Source organism: Phenylobacterium sp., from assembly GCF_041920015.1.
Lineage (GTDB): Bacteria > Pseudomonadota > Alphaproteobacteria > Caulobacterales > Caulobacteraceae > Phenylobacterium.
The window spans coordinates 1-17978 of sequence record NZ_JAYRST010000022.1; the positions used below are offsets into that span (position 1 = coordinate 1).

Sequence of the window (17978 nt, forward strand, 5' to 3'; positions counted from 1 at the left end):
GAGCGCCAAGGTCGCGATATAGGGGGCGGAGATCGGCGACGGGCGGACGCCTCGCCAACCCGGTCAGGTCCGGAAGGAAGCAGCCGTAACGAGTTTCGCTCCGGGTCGTCGTTCGGTCTCCACCCACTCCCTTTTCCTCTCGGGCGCCAATGGCCGAAGACGAAGAACCCGAGACGCCGGAGCGCGATCCCAATACGAGCGACATGTTCGGCGCGCCCGCTGCGCCGCCGCCTGCGCCCGTCTCGCCCCTCGTTGAAGAGTCCGCCGCCTACACCGTCATCGCGCGCAAGTACCGGCCGCGCACCTTCGAGGACCTCTATGGACAGGAGGCGATGGTGCGTACGTTGCGCAACGCCTTCGCCAGCGGCCGGATCGCCCACGCCTTCATGCTGACCGGGGTGCGCGGGGTGGGCAAGACCACCACCGCCCGCCTGCTGGCCCGCGCCTTGAACTACGAGACCGATCAGGTCCACGAGCCGAGCCTGGACCTCAAGGTCGAGGGCCGCCATTGCCGCGCCATCATCGAGGGCCGGCACATGGACGTGCTGGAGCTGGACGCCGCCAGCCGCACCGGCGTCAACGACATGCGCGAGCTGCTGGACGGGGTCCGCTACGCGCCGGTCGAGGCCCGCTACAAGGTCTACATCATCGACGAGGTGCACATGCTCTCGACGGGGGCGTTCAACGCGCTCCTGAAGACCCTCGAAGAGCCGCCGCCCCACGCCAAGTTCATCTTCGCCACCACCGAGATCCGCAAGGTGCCGGTGACCATCCTCAGCCGTTGCCAGCGCTTCGACCTGCGCCGGGTCGAACCGGACGTGGTGGTCAAGAACCTCGAGATGATCGCGACCAATGAAGGGGCGATGGTCGAGGCCGAGGGCCTGCTGCTGATCGCGCGTGCGGCCGAGGGGTCGATGCGCGACGCCCAGTCGATGCTGGACCAGGCCATCGTCCAGGCCGAGTCTGGCCAGACGGTCACCGCCGCCTCGATCCGCGACATGCTGGGCCTGGCCGACCGCGCCCAGACCATCACCCTGTTCGAACAGGTGATGCGCGGCCAGGCGGGGCCGGCGGTCGAGACCTTCCGCGGCCTCTACAGCTTCGGGGCCGAACCGGGGCAGGTGGTGCTGGACTTGATGGACCACGTCCACGGCGCCTCGGTCGCCAAGGCCATCGGGCCCCAGGCCCTGACCCTGCCCAAGGAACAGGCCGCGCGCCTGGCTGCGGTCGGCGCCTCGGTCTCGGCCGGCAACCTCTCACGCGTCTGGCAGATGCTGTTGAAGGCCCATGACGAGGTGCGTCGCGCCCCCGACGCGGCGGCGGCCTGCGATATGGCCCTGATCCGCCTGGCCTACGCCGCCGACCTGCCCGGCCCGGAAGAGGCGCTGAAGCGCCTGCAGTCCGGCGAGGGCCTGCCCGGCGTTCCACCCAGCGGCGGAGGCGGTGGAGGCGGCGGCGTCGCCGCCAGCATGGCCGGTGGAGGGGTCAGCGCCCAGGCGCGGGTCATGGCCGCGCCGGAAGCGCAAACCCAGGTCGAAGCGATCCCGACGCTCAACTCGTTCGCTGACGTTCTCAACCTCATCAAGCTCAAGCGCGACATCGTCCTGCAGCTCGACGTCGAGCGCTATGTGCGCCCGATCAGCTTCCGTCAGGGGGCCATCGAGTACGAGCCCGTCCCCGGCGCGCCGAACAACCTGGCCCAGCGCCTGGTCGCGCGGCTGAAGGAATGGACCGGCCAGCCCTGGCTGATCGCCGCCCGAGGCGGCGGCGGGGCCGAGAGCGCCTGGGAGCGGCAGAAGCGCGAAGCGCTGGAGGTCCGCGCCGAGATCGAGACCGACCCCTTCGTGGTTTCGGTCATGCAGGCCTTCCCGGGCGCCGAAATCCTCAGCATCCGCAACATTCCGCTGCCCGACGCCGCGCCGGACGCCGAAGCGCCGGAAGACGAAGACGACGAGTGACCGCGCCGGCCGCACCGTCGGCAGATGCGCCTATTTCGAGAGAGACGCCATGAAAGACCTCGGTTCCATCATGAAGCAGGCCCAGGCCATGCAGCAGAAGCTGGCCGACGCCCAGGCGAAGATCGCCGAGATCGTGGTCGAGGGCACGTCCGGCGGCGGCATGGTCAAGGTGACCCTGCGCGGGACTGGCGAACTGGCCTCGGTCGACCTGGACGAGAGCCTGCTCGCGCCTGGCGAGGGCGAGGTGATTTCCGACCTGGTCGTCGCCGCCCACGCCGACGCCAAGCGCAAGCTCGACGCCCAGCAGGCCGAACTGATGCGCCAGGCCGCCGGCCCCCTGGCCGGCATGGGCCTGCCCGGAATGCCGAAGTTCTGAGCCCTTGGCCGCTTCCGCCGGACCCGAGATCGAGCGGCTGATCTCCCTACTTTCCAAGCTGCCGGGGCTCGGCCCGCGGTCGGCGCGGCGTGCGGCCCTGGCGCTGCTGAAGCGGCGCGACCAACTGTTGCTGCCGCTGTCGGACGCGCTTTCGGCGGCGGCCGAGCGGGTAAAGACCTGCGGCGTCTGCGGCTCGCTGGACACCCAGGACCCCTGCGCCATCTGCGCCGACGCCCAGCGCGACGCCTCGCTGATCTGCGTGGTCGAGGAGGTCGGCGCGCTCTGGGCCATGGAGCGGGCCGGCGCCTTCCGCGGCCGTTACCATGTGCTGGGCGGCCTGCTCTCGGCCCTGGACGGGGTGGGGCCGGAGGCGCTGCGCATCGGTCCGCTGGTCGGGCGGGCGAGCGATCCTGGCGTGCGCGAGGTGATCCTCGCCCTGCCGGCGACGGTCGACGGCCAGACCACGGCGCACTACCTGGCCGAACGGCTGGAGGGAGCGGGCGTGTCGGTGACCATGCTGGCGCGCGGCGTGCCGGTGGGCGGCGAGCTCGACTGGTTGGACGACGGCACCATCAACCAGGCCATGCGCGCGCGCCGGCCGGCCTGACGACTGTCGTCAGCGGGTCAGCCAGCCGAACGCGCGGGCGATGAAGGCGCGGCCGTCACGCTCCACCGGGACGCCATGCGCCATGATCACCTTCTCCGCCGGCCAATCGAGGATGCGGGCCAGGGCCGCGCGCGCCGCGCGCCTGTCGGTGAAGGCCATGCGGAATTTCCGTGGCACAGCCGGCTCGGCCTCGGTCATCAGGTCCAGCCGCGCGACCAGGGCGCGCCAGCCGCGAAACCAGCCGCGCGGGAACTGCTGGATCAGGTCGGTGAACAGCACCACGCCGCTCGGCCGGTGGAAGAAGACCGCCTCGGTGGTGATGCGATTTCCGTGCACCAGGACCTGGTCGAGGTCGCCCGCCCAGGCCGGCGGCGGCGCATCGGCCAGCTCGGCGTCGGGGACGGCGCCGGCCCGTTGCGCCAGGCCCGGCGCGCCATAGAGCTTCGCCTTCGGATAGGCCGCACGCCATTCGGCGAGGAACAGGTGATGCAGGCTGTTGGGCGCAACCAGCCAGCGCACTTCGCCCAGGGCGTCGATCTCCCGCCGAAGCGCCTCGCTCAGCGCCACCGGCGACCAGATCCAGAGGCCGCCGCCGGCCAGCCGGACCACCGCCATCCGGGTCGGATAGGCAAAGCCCGCCACCGCAACCTCGGTTCCGCCGGCCAGCCACAGGCCCGGCCCGAAGGGTTGCAGAGGGCCTGCGCTCACCGCAGGCCGGACCAGTCCGCCCGCGCAAGGGTGGCGATCAGCGCTTCCAGATTGGCCTTCAAGGCGGCGAAGCCGGCGGTGGGCTGGAGGCTCATCTCGTTGAGATAGAGCGCGCGGTTGATCTCGATCTGCAGGGCGTGGGTGCGCCGGTTGGGCCGGCCGTAGTGTTCGGTGGTGTAGCCCCCGGCATAGGGGGCGTTGCGCGCCACCCGATAGCCGAAGGCCTGCAACTCGCGCTCCACCGCCTGGGTCACCATGGCCGCGCAGGAGGCGCCGAAGCGGTCGCCCAGCACCATGTCGCAGGCCCCGTCGCGCCCGCCGATCCGGGCCGCCGCCGCCGGCATCGAATGCCAGTCGATCAGGATCGCATAGCCGTGGGCGGCGTGCGCCTCGCCCAGCAGGCGGGCGAGGGCGGCGTGATAGGGAGCGTGGACCTGCTCGATCCGCCGCCGCGCCTCGGCGAAGGTCAGCTTGCGCGCATAGATCTCCTGGCCCTCGGAGACCACCCGGGCGATGGCCCCCAGCCCGGCGGCGACCCGGGCGGTGCGGGCGCGGGCGAAGTCGGGCAGCTCGTCGGCGAACATCGCCTGGTCCAGCTCGAAGGCCTCGCGGTTCACGTCGATATAGGCGCGGGCGAAATTGGCGCTGATCACCGCCGCGCCATGGCGGCTGGCGCTCTCGATCAGTTCGTCGACGAAGGCGTCTTCCGAGCGGCGGATGGCGTGGGCGTCCAGCGCCGCGGCGGCCATCATGTCGTCCGGATAGAGCCGCCCCGAATGGGGGGAGGCGAACACCAGCGGCGTGGGCGCAGGCTCCTCCTCGCGGCGGGCGCGGCGCACCTCGAACGGCGCGGGGAGCGGCGTGGGGCGGCCGGCGGCGATGGGCTCCAGGGCGTTCATCCCGGCCATATGACGATGCGTCTCGTTCGCGGTCAAACCCGCTGCGGCCGCCTTGCGGTTCATCGTGGATTTACATCTGCGCGCCTAGACTGGAGGCTTAGGTTTACGCCCTTGTGGAGCGCCCATGCCCCGGATTCTCCTCGCCGAAGACGACGATTCGCTTCGCGGCTTCCTGTCGCGCGCGCTGGAGCGCGCCGGCTACGAGGTGACGTCGTGCGCCGACGGCGACGAGGCCGCCGCCGTACTGGACCAGGACTGGGACCTGCTGCTGACCGATATCGTCATGCCCGGCATGGACGGGATCGAGGTCGCGCGCCTGGCGGCCGCCCGGCATCCGGGCCTGCGCATCATGTTCATCACCGGATTCGCCGCCGTGGCCCTGGCTGCGGGCGAGAGCGCCCCGCCCGGCGCCAAGGTGCTGTCCAAGCCCATCCACCTGCGGGAAATCGTCTCCGAGGTGGAGCGGATGATGGCCGCCGCCTGAGGGCGAAAAATGCGCCGGGGGGCGATGGCCTAAGCCTCTCCCCGCCGCTATACCGCCGCCTCCCGCTCCCGAAAGGGAGCCCGACTGGTTCGGACGCGTAGCTCAGCGGGAGAGCACTACGTTGACATCGTAGGGGTCACAGGTTCAATCCCTGTCGCGTCCACCATTCCTTCCAAAAACCTGGAAAAGCTCAAGCTTCTGGCGGGACCGGCGCCTGGCGTCGTCAGGCGCCTTCGCGGCTACGACGGCCTGGAACTGGCCAGATAGGCGCGCAAGCCGGCGGCGAGGTCGGCGATCAGGGCTTCGAACCTGTCCTCGTCAGCCTCCAGGAGGGTGAAGCGGAAGCCGAGGAGGTCGGAGTTGAAGCCGGTGGAGAGCGGCACCACGCAGATGCCCGTGCTGGCCAGCAGATGCAGCACGAACCGCTGGTCCAGCGCCGCGCCGAGATGCGGGGCGATGATCGCCGCGGCGCTTTCCGGCGCCTCCAGCGACTGTTCCAGGTTCAGCGCCCCGTCCTTGAAGACGGCGGTCATATAGAAGGCGCCGCGCGCGGGATGGATGATGACGTCGGGGATCGCCGACAGCACCTCGGCCGCATGCCGGGCGCGGCGGTCGTAGGCGTTCACGCGTTGATCCAGATACGGATAGTAGCGCCCGTCGCTCATTACCCGCGGCAGCACCCGCTGGGGCAGGGTGGTGGCGCAGACCTCCAGCATCTTGGTTTCCAGCAGCGATCGGGCGAAGCGGTCGAAATCGGCGTCCTGGTCGCGGTTGTAGACTTCGATCCAGCCGCATCGCGCGCCCGGCCAGGGGAACTCTTTGGAAATGCCGCGCATGGCGATGGCCGGCGTCTGGCCGATCACCGAGGCGAGCTTGCGCATTGCCGAGCCGGGATAGGCGAGATTCGAATAGATCTCGTCGGAGATCAGGAAGAGGCCGTAGCGGCGGGCGATATCGACCATCGCCGCCAGGGTGTCCTGCGGATAGACGAAGCCGGTGGGATTGTCGGGATTGATGATGAGGATGCCGGCGATCTGCGGATTGGCCGCCACCTTGGATTCCAGGTCCGCCAAGTCCGGCTTCCAGCCGGACTGCGGGTCCAGGCGGTAGGTGATGTGCGGCAAGCCGGCGTGAGCGGCCTCGGCCGAGGAATGAGTCGGATAGGCCGGGTTCGGTCCGATCACCCGCGCTGTCGGATGCAGGGCGCCGTAGATCGTGGAGATGGCGTCGCCCAGGCCATTGAAGAACAGGATGTCGTCGGCGGTGATCTGGATGCCGCCCTCCAGGTTCCGTTCGGCGGCGATATAGGCGCGGGTCTCGTCCAGCCCCCTGGTCGGGGAATAGGCGAAGCTCAGGTCTTCCTGGGCCGCCGCCCCGACGATCTCCTTGATCCAGGCCGGCGGCTGTTCGCCCTTGGCGACCGGATCGCCGATGTTTTCCCAGCGGATGGGCTGGCCCGTGGCCTGGATGGCCTTGGCGACCTCCACGATCTGACGGATTTCGTAGCGGAGGTTGTCGGCTCCGGGGTGGACGATGGCCGTGCGCAAGGCGGTTCCGTTCGATCGATCGTGGGTCGGGTGGCTCTGATCCTAGATCAGGACGATGAAGGCAAGCTGAGCGTCGTCCGCGGACGGACCAAGGCGTCGCGGGGCCCATCAAGACACCCGCCCGGCGACCGCGGATCGAACATCACCAACTCAGCGAGGGATCGAACGCTCTGAGCGCATCCGGCCAGAGGATATGAAGAACGTCGACTCGGAAATCCCGCGGTCGCCGCCCGACGTCTCGGGCGGGCACGATCTTGCCGTTTGGCTGTAAAAGCACGCCTTTCCGCGCACAAGTGTTGCGTACTGAACGCAGTTCGGATTCTTTGTTGCGGAGCTGCAAAATTGCGCTGGCGCATCTTCCGCAAACGGGCCTCTCTTCCTCCTACCCACGGGCGACCATCGCGTCAGATCGAATTCGGCGTCCGTCGAGGGGGGAGGAAAATGATGTTGAAGAGCAGGTATTTCTGCGGCGGCTCGTCATGGCCGTCGCTCTGGCCCTGTCCGGTCAGGCCTTTGCCCAGGAGTCCAGCACCGTCGAAGAGGTGGTGGTCACCGGGTCGTTCATCGCCGGCACGCCGGAGGATGCGGCGCTGCCTGTCGATGTGATCAACTCCGAGGATCTGGAGAAACAGGGTTCGCCCTCGACGGTCGAGCTGCTGAAGGCCTTGCCGGTGTCCAGCGGCGTGCTCGGCGACACCAACCAGTTCGACCTCAGGGCCCAGGGCTCGGAAGGTTCGGGCTCGGTGAACCTGCGGGGCCTGGGCGCGCAGCGGACCCTGGTGCTGATGAACGGCCACCGGATGGCCATCAACCCGTTCGCGACGGGCGTCGTCGACACCAACGTCATTCCCGCGGCCGCCATCGGGCGGGTCGAGGTGCTGAAGGACGGCGCGGCGGCGACCTATGGCTCGGACGCCATCGCCGGCGTGGTGAACTTCATCACCCGCAAGAATTTCGACGGGCTGGAAATGAGCGCCAGCTACCGCTTCATCGACGGCTCCGACGGCGACTACACCGGCAGCGTGCTTTGGGGCCATACGTTCGAGAACGGGAACATCCTGTTCAGCGCCGCCTATCAGCACCGCTCCGAATTGAGCACTACCGAGCGCGACTGGGCCACGCGGTCCTTCTTCGACAATCCGGAAGGCGGCTGGTCGGCGGGCAACGCCATCGCGCCGTTCCTGCCGGTGACTAACAACGGCGCGGGCGCCTTCATTCCGGCCGCCGGCTTCCAGCTCGACCGCGGCTGCACTCCGCTTGGCGGGGTGGCGACGCCCGGCGCGCTGCCGGTCTGCCAGTTCGCCTACATTCCCTATGACAACCTCGTAGAGATCGAGGATCGCTTCCAGCTCTACGGCGAGGCCAACGCCAGGCTGGGGGACAACGCCGAGCTTTATGTCTCGGCCTTCTATGCCGAGACCGACGTCCCCGAATGGAAGACCTCGCCGTCGTACCTGGCCTTGCAGACGCCGACCGTGGCGACCAATCCGACGGTGGGCCAACTGCCGGCCTCGGTGCTGGCCGGCTATTTCGTCCCGGCGGCCAATCCAGGTTTCATCGCCTATCGCAACGCCAATCCGGACCAGGTTCCGGCCTTCGCCACCGGGGCGCATATTCCGGGCCTGCGCTATCGCCCGTTCTCGGTGGGTGGCAATCCGGCGTTCGACTACGGCTCCTCGGAAGGCCGTCGCCACTATGACGCCTTCCGCGTCAGCGGCGGCGTCAAGGGCAAATTCGCCAACGACATCGGCTATGACCTCACCCTGACCTACGGCCAGGAAACCGGGGTGCGGACGGGTTACGACACGGTCGTCTCGCGCTTCCAGCTCGCCCTGCGCGGCTATGGCTCGCTGAACGACGGAACGGCCGGCGGCTGCACCGCGGCCGAGACCAACAACTACACCACCGGCGCCGGTAACGCCGCGCTCGGCTGCTACTGGTTCAACCCGTTCAGCAACGCGATCGCCAACAACACCGTCACCGGCCAGACCAATCCGGCCTACAACTCCGCGCTCGCCAACGATCCGGAACTGGTGCGCTGGTTCTTCCAGGAGGTGGCGACCAAACAGAGTTCGAAACTGTTCGTCACCGACCTGGTGTTCAATGGCGAGTTGCCGTGGGAACTCGGCGGCGGCGCAGTCGGATGGGCGGCCGGCGCGCAATTCCGCCGCAGCTTCTTCTCTTCCAACTACAACGATCTCAGCAACATCGACGCCAACCCCTGCATCGACACGATCGTCACCGGTTCGACCTCGTGCGCGGTGCGCAACGGGCCGCTGATGTTCCTGGGCACTGGTGAGAACGCCGACCTGGAAGGCGACGTCTACGCCGTGTTCGCCGAAATGGCGCTGCCGATCACCGACGACCTGCAGGTGCAACTGGCCGCGCGCTTCGAGGACTACGGCGGTGAAACCGGGTCGACGGTCAATCCGAAGGCCTCGGTCCGCTGGCAGGCCACCGACTGGCTCGCCTTCCGGGCCTCGGCCGGTTCGACCTTCCGCGGCCCGCCGCTCACCCAGCTCACGACGTCGAGCGTCACGGCCCTGTCCTTCATCGGCGGCGCGTTCCGGGCGATCGACATCTACGGCAATCCCAGCCTGGAGCCGGAAAAGGCCAAGACCTACAGCGCCGGCGCCATCTTCAACCTCGGCGCCTTCAAGGGCAGCGTCGATTACTGGCGCTTCGACTTCGAAAATCCGATCGTGGCCGAGCCCTCGGCGTCCATGGTCAACACCATGTTCCCGGGCGGCGCCTCGAGCAATTGCGATCAGGCGGCGTTCGCGGGCCTGCAGTCGCGCTTCGTGTTCCAGGGCGCATGCAGCATCGCCACCATCGCGCGGGTCCGCACCTTCTGGTCCAACGGCCCGGCGGTGAAGACCTCGGGCGTCGACGTGCTGGCCGACTACGACTTCGGCGATGTGATGGGCGGCGACCTGCGCATCGGCGGTTCGGCGACCTATACGATCGAGTACAAGGTCGATCCGTTCTCGATCGGCGGGGTGACGGTCGAAAAGGCTTTCGATGCGGCCGGCTACCTGAACTACCAACTCACCGCGACCTCGCTGCCGCAGCTCAAGGGCTCGGTGTTCGCCGAATACACCCACGGCGCGCACAACCTGCGCTGGACGGTGAACTATATCGGCTCCTACATCGACCAGCGGGCGTCGATCTTCGCGCCCAACGCCGTGAACGGCGCGATCCAGCCAAATGGGGCGAAGATCGACGAGACCTGGGTGCACGAGATCGACTATCGCTGGCTGGCGCCGTGGGACGTGACGGTGAACCTGTCGATCGACAACGTGTTCGACGCCGAACCGTCCTTCGCCCGACTCGACCTGAACTACGATCCCTTCACCGGCAGCGCGCTTGGGCGCACGTACAAGGTGTCCGTGAAGAAGAAATTCTAGTTCTGCGGATGGCCGGTTCGCCGGCCTTCGCCTCCGTTGCGGCGTCGCAGGCTTCCCCTGCGGCGCCTTTTTTTGCAGGCGATGCGAAGGCGCCACACATTGCCGTGACGAAGATTGGCGCGGATTTGAGCCTCAAAACCGCATATTCGAATATGTCGGCTGATCCGAACGCCGTTCAATAAGGCGATTTCGCCTTAGTTTTCCATCAGGAAACAATGTTTTGCCGCAGAATGGAGCCTAAACCCTAGAATTTTCAAAGTTCGGTATGTCGGGGCGCGGGGCCGGCGGGAATTTCGGTGGTTTCGGCGAACGCCGTAATTCGAGCCAGATTGCGCTGGCCATTCCGCTCATAGCCGGGGAAGATCGGCATACTCGAACATAGACAAGTGCTGCATTTCAATCGGAGCACGGGTTCGAGGGGGAAAGGAAACATCTATGTTGAAGAGCAGATATTTCTGCGGCGGGTCGATTCTGGCCGTCGCCCTGGCGTTCGGCGGCGCCGCCGCCGCCCAGGATGCGACGGTTGAGGAGGTGGTGGTCACCGGCTCATTCATCGCCGGCACTCCGGAAGACGCGGCCCTGCCCGTCGACGTGATCAGCCAGAAGGAACTGGAAGCCCGTGGCTCCCCCACCATGGTCCAGTTCATCAAGACCATTCCTTCGTCCGGGGCGGTGATCGGTGAAAACAACCGCTTCGGGGGCGGCTCCGGCGCGGCGACCATCAACCTGCGCAACCTGAACTCGCCGTCGACCGGTTCGCGGACCCTGGTGCTCTTCAACGGCCGGCGCCTGCCGGTCTCGCCGCAGAGCCTGAACGCCGTCGACATCAACCTATTGCCGACGGCGGCCATCGGCCGGGTCGAAGTGCTGAAGGACGGCGCGGCCGCCACCTACGGCTCCGACGCCATCGGCGGCGTCGTGAACTTCATCACCCGCACCAACCTCGACGGGTTCGAGGTCAGCGGCCAGTATCAGTTCATCGACGGTTCCGACGGCGACTACGACACCAGCATCGCCTGGGGCAAGCAGTGGGACAACGCCGATGCGTTGATCGCGGTCGGCTATCGCCACCGCTCCAAGCTGTCGATCAAGGATCGCGACTGGGCGCTGCGCGCCGGCGTGAGCGGTTTCCTCGAGAACCCGCTGGGCGGCTGGGCCAGCACCGGCAACCCTGGCCAGTACAACGTGGTCTCGTCCTACACCACCACGCCCGGCGTCCCCGGCTTTACGGCCGCGACGGTCGGCGGCGGCCTCCCGGATGTCGGCTGCGCGGCCAACGGCGGCGCGCCCTACAACATCTCGGTGGTGATCGGCCTGCGGACGTTCAGCCCGGACGCCAATTCCTGCCAGTTCCAGTACACCTCGTTCGACAACCTGGTTGAGGACGAAGACCACTTCCAGGCCTACGGCAAGTTCAACTTCGACATCACCGACACCCTGTCGGCCAATATCGAAGTGCTCTACGCCATGCACGACACGCCCGAGCAGAGCTGGGCGGTCACCGGCCCGAACCAGTTCCCGACTCCGCTGTCAGTCGGCGGCACCTCGCCGATGCCGGCGGTCGGGACCTCCGACCAGGGCCGCTTCTACATCCCGGCCACCAACCCCGGCCTGCAGGCCCTGATCAGCCAGATCCAGAGCGCCAACTGTAACGGTTCGGTCCTGCCCTATGGCGTCGATGCGGCGAGCTGCCAGACCGCGCTGAACCAGGTGCTGGCCAACATCGGGACCGCGGCCACCAACGGCGTGGTCACCAGCCAGACCGCGTGGCGTCCGATCGGCTTCGGCGGCAACCCCTATACCGAGGACAAGCACGCCCACTACAGCTACAAGGTCGACACCTTCCGCGTCGCCGGTGGCTTCAAGGGCGAAATGTGGGGCGGCATCAAGTGGGATGCGGCCCTGACCTACCAGCAGCAGGATTACACCCGGATCCAGGAAGACCTGTCGGTCAATCGCCTGCAGATGGGCCTGGCCGGCTTCGCCAGCCGCGATGGCGCCAGCGACCAGTGCACGGCGGCTGAAACCAACAACTTCACCACCGGCGCCGGCAACACGGCCATCGGCTGCTACTACTTCAACCCCTTCACCAACGCCTATGACCAGAGCGTCTCGAAGGTCGGACCCAACCCGTACTACATCGCCAACAGCACCATCCCTGGCTACAACGACACCGCCGCGGCGCGAAACGAAGTCGTCTCGTGGATGGACGAGAAGCTGGTCAACAAGATCTCGACCCGCCTGTTCGTCGCCGACCTCATCTTGAGCGGCGATCTGCCGTTCGAGCTGGGCGGCGGCGCCATCAAGTGGGCGGCCGGCGCGCAGTATCGTCGCGATCAGGTTCGTCAGAACCCGGAACAACTCCACGACGTCTTCGCTACGCCTTGCATCGACTCCGTGCCGTTCGGCGACGGGGCGCCCTACTGCAAGGTCCCGACCGGTCCGTTCCTCTTCAACGCGAACCTGCCCCAGTACGACGTTTCGGCTGAGATCGCCTCGGTGTTCGGCGAAACCCTGCTGCCGATCACCGACGACCTGGAGCTGACCCTGGCGGCTCGCTACGAAAAGTACATCGGCCAGGACGAGACCTTCAATCCGAAGGCTTCGCTGCGCTGGCAGGCTCTGGACTGGCTGGCCCTGCGCGGTTCGGTGGGCACCACCTACCGCGCCCCGGCCGCGACCATCCTGGACAACAACTTCGTCCGCGGCCTGACCAACGCCAACGGCACCTGGCGCGCCAACGACCAGTACGGCAACCCCAACCTGAAGGCCGAGACCGCGTTCACCTACAGCGTCGGCGCGATGGTCAACTTCGGCCGCTTCAAGGCGACGGTCGACTACTGGAACTTCGACTTCCAGGACCAACTGGTTCTGGAATCTGCGCCTGACATGCTGGCGGCGGCGTTCACCATCAACAACGTCTGCACCAGCACCGACCCGAGCCTGGTGGCGCTCCGCTCGCGCTTCACCTTCACCGACGCCGGCTGCGGCCGCGCCAACGTCCAATCCTATCGCACGCAGTACATCAACGGCGGCGAGGTGAAGACCGCAGGCGTCGACTTCCAGGCCAGCCTGGATGTGGGCGACGTGTTCGGCGGGGCCTTCACCACCGGCTTCGACGGCAGCTACCTCCTGAAGTACGACGAGGAGACCTACGCGATCGAAGGCGTTCCGGTTTCGGCGACCTCCATGGTCGAACGCGCCGGCACCTACCGGGCCTCGATCTTCACCGGCTACAACCGTCTGCGGGCGAACGTCTGGGCCAACTGGTCGAGCGGGCCGCATAACCTGCGCTGGCAGGTCCGCTACGTGAGCAGCGTCAACCAGATCGAAAGCAACTCGATCGGTCTGGCCCTCGCCACCAAGACCACGACCAAGGTTCCGGAATACTGGCAGCACGACCTGACCTACCGGATCGAACTGCCGTGGGACACCACGATGACCGCGACCGTGCAGAACATCTTCGACGAAGAGCCGCCGTTCGCGATCGGTACGCAGTACAACTACGACCCGGGCAGCGGCACCCCGCTCGGCCGCGTCTATGCTGTCGCTGTGAAGAAGCGCTTCTAAAGACTTCGGTCTTTGCGAAAGCCGGCGCCGCTCCCCTCGGGGGGCGGCGCTTTTCGTTTCAGCGCCCGCCTTTGCGCGCGGCGCGCCGCTGGAACCGGTCCGGCGCCACCAGGTCGGCGAGGTCGGACGGCAGGGGCGAGGGCGCGCCCACCGCGAGGGCGACGACATGCTCGCCGAGCAGGGGCGCCAGACAAAAGCCCCGCGATCCCAACCCCGAAAGCAGGTAGAGGCCCTGCGCTCCGGGCGCAGGACCGGCGAGCGGCAGATGGTCGGGCGTGGTCGCACGGATCGACGCGCGGCCTTGCAAGGGCGCGTCGGCCAGCCGGGCCGCCAACTGCGGCAAGGCGGCGGCCAGGGCCTGGCGGTTGCGCTGGTGATCATGGTCGCGCAGGTCCAGGCCGGTGTCGCCGCGGTCGTGGGTGGCGCCGAACAGCACCCCGGCGCCGGTCGGGGCGACATAGCCGCCCCAGGCCGCGGCGGAGGCAGTCTCGCTGCCGCTCGTCCAGCTCGCCTGACCGCGGACGGGGTTGATCGGCAGGCCTTCCAGAAGGCGGCCGATATCGGCGCCTATCGTCAGGATTAGCGCCTCGGCTTCCAGGATCCTGCCGCCTGCGGCGTCCAGCAGGACCCAGCCGCCCTCGGCGCCCGGTTGCAGTCGGGCGACGTCAGCGCAAAGCACCTGCGGCGCCCATTGCGCGAGGATGGCGGCCGGGGCGACGGTGAGGGCGGCGCGCATGTCGAGGGCGGCAGGGACGGCTTCGCCAAGCCGGCGGCTGGCCTCAGCCGAGGCCAGCGGGACAAGCGCGTCCGCCGCGAACAGATCGCTGGCGGCGATCTTGCCGAACCGATCCTCATCGCGCGGGGACCCGGCCAGTTGCAGCACGCCTTCGCCCAGCACGGCGCCCGGAATGTCGCGATAGAGCGCGCCTGCGCGCCGCAGCGCCTGGGCGAAGAGATCGGCGACCGGGCCGAGGCCGGCGTCCAGGCGCGGCGTGACCAGGGCGGCGGGATTGCCCGAAGCGCCGCCGCCACGGCCTTGGGCATCGACCACCACAGGCGCGCAGCCGAGGCTCGCCAGGGCGCGGGCGACGCCGGCCCCGGCGACGCCGGCGCCAATCACGGCGATGCGGGGCGTAGGCGGCGATGCTGCGCGCGGACCGGGCAGGCGCGCTTCCAGCCGCTCGCGCTTGCGGCCGAAGCCGGGCTTCTTCTCCGGGGCGAAGCCGGCGGCGGCGAGGCCGCGTCGTACGGCTCCGGCGACGGTGAAGGTCGCCGCGACGGCGCCGGGGGCGGAGCGGGCGGCGACCAGGGCCAGGACCTCCTCGCGCCACATGGCCGGGTTGAGGGCAGGCGAGAAGCCGTCGAGGAACCAGGCGTCCGCGCGGCCGGGCCAACGGGTCAGGGCGGCTTCGACGTCCATCACCGCCAGATCCAGGCTGGCGCGGAGGCCGGGGAACTCGAGCCGGTGGAAGCCGCGAGCGGCCGGCGGCCAGGCCGCGACCAGCAGGCTGGCGAGATCGGCAAGCTCGGGCCAGCGGCCCAGCGCGCGGGCGGCCTCCTCGACGGTGATCGGGTGGGCCTCGATGCTGAAGATATGCAGGTGCGCGGCCGGATCGGCCCTGCGGCGCCAGAGGTCGAGCAGGGCCAGGATGTTGAGGCCGGTGCCGAAACCCAGCTCGCCGACCGTGAAGCGCGACCGTCCGGCCCAGGCCTGGGGCAGGCCGCAACCTTCGAGAAAGACCGCGCGGGTCTCGGCCAGACCGTCCTCGGCCGAGAAATAGACGTCTCCGTAGAGCGACGAGCGCGGCTGGCCGTCTTCGGTCCAGTCGAGGGGAGAGTCGGCGGTCATGCGGCCCTTATAGCGCGCAAACGAAAAGGGCCGCCCCAAAGGGCGGCCCTCCGCTTAGAACGCGAATGCGTTCGTAAGACTTACTTCGCGGCCGGAGCAGCGGCGGCGTCAGCGGCCGGAGCAGCGGCAGCGGCGTCGGCCGGAGCAGCAGCGGCGGCAGCGGCGGCGTCGCCGGCGGCTTGGGTCGCGTCGGCGGCGGCGTCAGCGGCGGTGGCCGCAGCGTCGGTCGCGGTCGCGGCGGCGTCGGTCGCGGTTTCGGCGGTGGCTTCGGCGGTGTCGGCGGCCTTTTCAGCCGGCTTGCCGCAGGCGGCGACGGACAGAGCGGCGACGGCGGCGCCGGCGACGAGCAGCTTGCGAAGGATTTCGGTGGTCATGTCCCTGGGTCCCCTGGAAACGGAGTTTGGAAGCGCCGAACGAGGTAGCCCTTGCAGGCGCCTCGCTTGCGCTGGAGTGGAATATGCCCGGCTTCGCGCCGAGGGCAAGGCTTTAATTCACGCCCTCGTGATCACTTTTCGCGCCCTGCGGCGGATTGCCAGGAAATCCAAGGCGTTCGTGAGCCTTGGCGGACGCTGGGTGAATGTGGTTTTCGAGAGGATGGGCGCCGCTGGGACGCGTCTACGGAGGTTTGTAAATGGATTCGATGCTGGCGCAGGCGCCGCGAGCCCGTCTGATCGACCTGCCGGCGCGAGGCGGCGCCATGGCCGCGCTCGACTTTGGAGACGCCGGGCGGCCGGTCGACGTGGTGTTCGTCCATGCCAACGGCTTCAATGCGCGCACCTATCGATCGATCCTCGCGCCATTGGGCGAGGGCCTGCGGATTCTGGCGGTGGACCAGCGGGGGCACGGGCGTTCGACCCTGCCGGCGCAGGTCGAGGGGCGCACGTCCTGGGACGGGTTGCGGGACGACCTGCTGGCGCTGATGGAGACGCTGGACCTGCGCGACGTGGTGCTGTCGGGCCACTCGATGGGCGGCACGGCCTCCACCCTGGCCCAGGCGCAGGCGCAGGCGCTTGAGCGCGTGCGCAGCGTGGTGCTGTTCGACCCGGTGGTGATGCCTTCGGCGGTGCGGATCGAGCCGGCGCAGTTGAGCCAGTCGCCGCTGGTCCAGGGCGCGCTGCGGCGCCGCGCGGTGTTCCCCGACCGCGACAGCGCGATCGCCGCCTATACCGGCCGGGGCGCCTTCAAGACCTGGACCGCCGAGATGCTGGCCGATTACGTGGCCGACGGCTTTCGCGACCGGGCGGACGGCGAGGTCGAGCTGAGCTGCGCGCCGGAGTGGGAGGCGTCCAACTTCTCCAGCCAGGGCCATGACACCTGGGGCGCTTTCGAACGGGCGCAGGTTCCGATCCGCATCCTGCGCGCCGCCGAAGGTTCGACCTGTCGCGAGGACCCGCGGCTGGACGCCTTGGTCGCGGCCGGCCGCATCCGGATGGAGACCATCGCCGGGACCAGCCACTTCCTGCCGATGGAGCGGCCGGACCTGGTGAGGGCCGAACTGAGCGCAGCGGCTGGTTAGAGCATTTTCCGCCGAAGTGGATACCGGTTCGGCGTAGAAAATGCTCCAAATTCAAAGAGTCTAGAGCGCCAGGCCGGGGATGCAGAGCGCGCGGTAGTCCTCCAGCGCCGCTTCGGAGATGTCGATGACCTTGCGCCGGTCGAGGTCGAAGGAGACCGCGACCGCTTCGGCGCTGGCCCAGGGGCGGCCGCTGTGGGGATCGAGCATCCAGTGGGCGACGCGGCGGGTGCGCGCATCGCAGCCGATGAAGCCGGAGCGCAGCTCCACGCCGTCGCCGGCCCGGGGCCAGTCGAGATGCAGCACGCGGTATTCCAGCACCGCGCCGCCGATCCGCGGCGCCGGCTCGCCGGGCGCCAGGTCCGGCCCGGGACGCACCTGGCCGAACAGCCGGCCGGCTCCGTCCGACACCCGGCCGATGAATACCTCGGGCCGCATCCGTCCGAACACGTCGCATTCGGCCGGGCCGACGACCCCCAGGCCGATACGCTTGAGGCCCAGGTCCAGGGCGCGCGGGAGGCTGGCGCTGGGCGCCACCGGCGAGAGGTCCAGGCTGCGGGCGGCCGCATAGGCCGGAACCTCGACGCGCAAGGCCGCGGCGCGCGCGCGGATGCGTTCGGGCCAGGGGAAGGGGCGCATGTCGCCCCGAGTGGCGTGCTCGACCTTCAACTGGAATGTCGCGGCCGGCGTCTCGTCGGGATGGCGCAGGACCAGCAGCAGGCGCGCGTCGCTCTCGCCCAGCTCGACCACGCCGCCGGTGGCGTGCAGCGCGCCGCCTGCGTGAGCCTCACGCAGGAAGCGGATGTGCTGCTCGCGCAGAACCAGGGTCGCCTCGCCGTTCTCGGCGAAGGCGCGGGGCATGCCGAGCGCGGCGGCCAGGCCCGCCAACGCCTCCTGGGCCTTGGCGACCCAGAAGCGGACGTTCATGTGGCCCATCTCGTCGCATTCCCAGGTGTTGACGCCGCCGCTCCACACCTCCACGCCTCGATCGGACACGCGATTTCCCCCCTCTGGACCGGGCGGACCATAGGGACAGGCCGGGGGGAGCGCCATAGGCGCC

13 protein-coding genes, 1 tRNA gene and 1 other RNA gene are annotated in these 17978 nt (G+C 68.7%); 9 read left to right on the top strand and 6 right to left on the bottom strand.

The window, feature by feature from the left end:
• Positions 1-26 precede the first annotated feature (26 nt).
• The 4 genes from ffs (at position 27) to recR (ending at position 2941) form a co-directional block, all read left to right on the top strand.
• An RNA gene (gene ffs / locus ACE3TL_RS06735) (signal recognition particle sRNA small type) lies at positions 27-125 on the top strand.
• 24 nt (positions 126-149) lie between these two features.
• Positions 150-1958, top strand: coding sequence for a DNA polymerase III subunit gamma/tau (locus tag ACE3TL_RS06740; protein ID WP_374577956.1), 1809 nt, complete (start codon positions 150-152; stop codon positions 1956-1958).
• A 49-nt stretch (positions 1959-2007) separates the two neighbouring features.
• Positions 2008-2334 carry a YbaB/EbfC family nucleoid-associated protein gene (locus ACE3TL_RS06745; protein ID WP_374577957.1) on the top strand — a complete coding sequence of 109 codons (327 nt, stop codon included), beginning with the start codon at positions 2008-2010 and terminating at the stop codon, positions 2332-2334.
• Positions 2335-2338: 4 nt separating this feature from the next.
• The gene (recR, locus tag ACE3TL_RS06750) at positions 2339-2941 is read left to right on the top strand and encodes a recombination mediator RecR (protein ID WP_374577958.1); all 603 of its coding nucleotides are present in this window, start codon (positions 2339-2341) and stop codon (positions 2939-2941) included.
• A 9-nt stretch (positions 2942-2950) separates the two neighbouring features.
• Here the strand turns inward: recR and ACE3TL_RS06755 are convergent, their stop codons facing one another.
• Both ACE3TL_RS06755 and ACE3TL_RS06760 read right to left on the bottom strand, forming a co-directional pair.
• Entirely contained in the window at positions 2951-3649 is a 699-nt protein-coding gene (locus ACE3TL_RS06755) for a DUF4336 domain-containing protein (RefSeq protein ID WP_374577959.1), read from the bottom strand.
• A complete protein-coding gene (locus tag ACE3TL_RS06760) occupies positions 3646-4548 on the bottom strand; it encodes an N-formylglutamate amidohydrolase (RefSeq protein WP_374577986.1) in 903 nt (300 codons plus the stop codon). The genes ACE3TL_RS06755 and ACE3TL_RS06760 overlap by 4 nt, the downstream gene beginning before the upstream one ends.
• Positions 4549-4672: 124 nt before the next feature.
• Here ACE3TL_RS06760 and cpdR point away from each other — a divergent pair, with 124 nt between their 5' ends.
• Together cpdR and ACE3TL_RS06770 are read left to right on the top strand one after the other, a co-directional pair.
• Positions 4673-5032, top strand: coding sequence for a cell cycle two-component system response regulator CpdR (cpdR, locus tag ACE3TL_RS06765; protein WP_374535040.1), 360 nt, complete (start codon positions 4673-4675; stop codon positions 5030-5032).
• A 91-nt stretch (positions 5033-5123) separates the two neighbouring features.
• A tRNA-Val gene (locus ACE3TL_RS06770) sits at positions 5124-5198 on the top strand.
• Between the two features lie 73 nt (positions 5199-5271).
• Here ACE3TL_RS06770 and ACE3TL_RS06775 read toward each other — a convergent pair.
• Entirely contained in the window at positions 5272-6579 is a 1308-nt protein-coding gene (locus tag ACE3TL_RS06775) for a pyridoxal phosphate-dependent aminotransferase (protein ID WP_374577960.1), read from the bottom strand.
• A 479-nt stretch (positions 6580-7058) separates the two neighbouring features.
• Here ACE3TL_RS06775 and ACE3TL_RS06780 point away from each other — a divergent pair, with 479 nt between their 5' ends.
• Together ACE3TL_RS06780 and ACE3TL_RS06785 are read left to right on the top strand one after the other, a co-directional pair.
• Positions 7059-9986: a TonB-dependent receptor domain-containing protein gene (locus ACE3TL_RS06780; RefSeq protein ID WP_374577961.1), complete on the top strand. Its 2928-nt coding sequence runs from the start codon at positions 7059-7061 to the stop codon at positions 9984-9986.
• A gap of 435 nt (positions 9987-10421) precedes the next feature.
• Positions 10422-13556 (top strand): TonB-dependent receptor domain-containing protein, encoded by a 3135-nt coding sequence (locus tag ACE3TL_RS06785; protein ID WP_374577962.1) that lies wholly within the window; start codon positions 10422-10424, stop codon positions 13554-13556.
• Between the two features lie 58 nt (positions 13557-13614).
• Here ACE3TL_RS06785 and mnmD read toward each other — a convergent pair whose 3' ends face one another.
• Both mnmD and ACE3TL_RS06795 read right to left on the bottom strand, forming a co-directional pair.
• Complete coding sequence (mnmD, locus tag ACE3TL_RS06790; protein WP_374577963.1) at positions 13615-15405, bottom strand: tRNA (5-methylaminomethyl-2-thiouridine)(34)-methyltransferase MnmD; 1791 nt, start codon at positions 15403-15405, stop codon at positions 13615-13617.
• Positions 15406-15485: 80 nt separating this feature from the next.
• Entirely contained in the window at positions 15486-15779 is a 294-nt protein-coding gene (locus ACE3TL_RS06795; protein WP_374534193.1) for a hypothetical protein, read from the bottom strand.
• Between the two features lie 257 nt (positions 15780-16036).
• Here ACE3TL_RS06795 and ACE3TL_RS06800 point away from each other — a divergent pair, with 257 nt between their 5' ends.
• The gene (locus ACE3TL_RS06800; protein WP_374577964.1) at positions 16037-16921 is read left to right on the top strand and encodes an alpha/beta fold hydrolase; all 885 of its coding nucleotides are present in this window, start codon (positions 16037-16039) and stop codon (positions 16919-16921) included.
• Positions 16922-16981: 60 nt separating this feature from the next.
• On the opposite strand, the gene ACE3TL_RS06805 is transcribed toward ACE3TL_RS06800, so the two are convergent.
• Positions 16982-17914 carry a thioesterase family protein gene (locus ACE3TL_RS06805; protein ID WP_374577965.1) on the bottom strand — a complete coding sequence of 311 codons (933 nt, stop codon included), beginning with the start codon at positions 17912-17914 and terminating at the stop codon, positions 16982-16984.
• Positions 17915-17978: the final 64 nt, after the last annotated feature.